The sequence below is a fragment of the Streptomyces sp. NPDC059037 genome, from assembly GCF_042740015.1.
Lineage (GTDB): Bacteria > Actinomycetota > Actinomycetes > Streptomycetales > Streptomycetaceae > Streptomyces.
This window is the reverse complement of the sequence record NZ_JBHYIG010000515.1, coordinates 1-1911: the sequence shown is the minus strand read 5'-3', so window position 1 is coordinate 1911 and position 1911 is coordinate 1. Positions and strand designations below refer to the sequence as shown.

The window sequence follows — 1911 nt, the reverse complement described above, 5'->3', positions numbered from 1 at the left end:
TTGAGCCCGCCCCCGCGCGGGCGCGGGGCGCCTTGACGGCGCCGGGACGACACTCACGCGGGGGGCGGGCGCCCCCCCCCCCCCCCCCCCCCCCCCCCCCGCTCCGGAGTTCACGCGGTGTCAGGTCAGACTTCGACGACCACGGGCAAGATCATCGGGCGCCGGCGGTAGTTGTCCGAGACCCACTTGCCCAGCGTGCGGCGGATGAGTTGCTGCAGCTGGTGGGGCTCCACGACCCCGTCCTGGGCCGACTTCTCGAGGACCTCCTGGACCCTCGGGATGACGGCCGTGAACGCCGAGTCGTCGATGCCGGAGCCGCGGGCCTGGACGTGCGGGCCCCCGGTGATCTTGCCGGTGCTGGAGTCCACCACCACGAAGACCGAGATGATGCCCTCGTCCCCGAGGATCCTGCGGTCCTTGAGGGAGGACTCGGTGACGTCGCCGACGGAGAGTCCGTCCACGTAGACGTAACCCGCCTGGACCTTGCCGACGATCTTCGCCTTGCCCTCGACGAGGTCGACGACCACGCCGTCCTCGGCGATCACGATGCGGTCGTGCGGGACGCCGGTGAGGGCGCCCAGCTCGGCGTTGGCCCGCAGGTGGCGCCATTCGCCGTGGACCGGCATCAGGTTCTTGGGCTTGCAGATGTTGTAGAAGTACAGCAGCTCGCCGGCCGAGGCGTGGCCGGAGACGTGCACCTTCGCGTTGCCCTTGTGGACGACGTTGGCGCCCCAGCGGGTCAGGCCGTTGATCACGCGGTAGACCGCGTTCTCGTTGCCCGGGATGAGCGACGACGCCAGGATCACCGTGTCGCCCTGGACGATGCGGATCTGGTGGTCGCGGTTGGCCATCCGGGAGAGGGCCGCCATCGGCTCGCCCTGCGAGCCCGTGCAGACGAGCACGACCTCGTTGTCCGGGAGGTCGTCCAGCGTCTTGACGTCCACCACCAGGCCCGGCGGGACCTTCAGGTAGCCGAGGTCCCGGGCGATGCCCATGTTGCGGACCATCGAGCGGCCGACGAAGGCGACCCTGCGGCCGTACTCGTGGGCCGCGTCCAGGATCTGCTGGATGCGGTGCACATGGCTGGCGAAGCTCGCGACGATGATCCGCTTCTGGGCGCCGGCGAAGACGCCCCGGATCACGTTCGAGATGTCGCGCTCCGGCGGGACGAAGCCCGGGACCTCGGCGTTCGTCGAGTCGGAGAGAAGGAGGTCGATGCCCTCCTCGCTCAGCCGCGCGAACGCGTGCAGGTCGGTGAGGCGGCCGTCCATCGGCAGCTGGTCCATCTTGAAGTCGCCGGTGGCGACGACCATGCCCGCGGGGGTGCGGACGGCGACGGCCAGGGCGTCGGGGATGGAGTGGTTGACCGCGATGAATTCGCAGTCGAACGGGCCGAGGCGCTCGCGGTCGCCCTCGGCGACCTCCAGCGTGTACGGACGGATGCGGTGCTCCTGGAGCTTCGCCTCGATGAGCGCGAGGGTCAGCTTGGAGCCGATCAGCGGGATGTCCGGCTTCTCGCGGAGGAGATACGGGACACCGCCGATGTGGTCCTCGTGGCCGTGCGTGAGCACAATGCCGTCGATGTCGTCGAGGCGGTCCCTGATGGACGTGAAGTCCGGCAGGATCAGGTCGATTCCGGGCTGCTCCTCCTCGGGGAAGAGCACTCCGCAGTCGACGATCAGCAGGCGACCGTTGTACTCGAAGACGGTCATGTTGCGGCCGATCTCGCCGAGGCCGCCGAGCGGGGTGACCCGCAGGCCGCCCTTCGGGAGCTTCGGCGGGGCGCCGAGTTCAGGATGCGGATGACTCAAAAGACTCTCCTCACCACGCGCCCCCCCGACCGCCCAGGCCCGGTGCGCGCATTACGGTGGGGCAGGAGGAGTTGTGTGGTGGGGGGGTGGGCGTTTAAAC

General features: G+C 69.5%; 1 protein-coding gene. It reads right to left on the bottom strand.

What is annotated here, in order from left to right; genetic code table 11:
- Positions 1-125: 125 nt before the first annotated feature.
- A complete protein-coding gene (locus ACFWY6_RS45295) occupies positions 126-1811 on the bottom strand; it encodes a ribonuclease J (RefSeq protein ID WP_266871236.1) in 1686 nt (561 codons plus the stop codon).
- Positions 1812-1911: the final 100 nt, after the last annotated feature.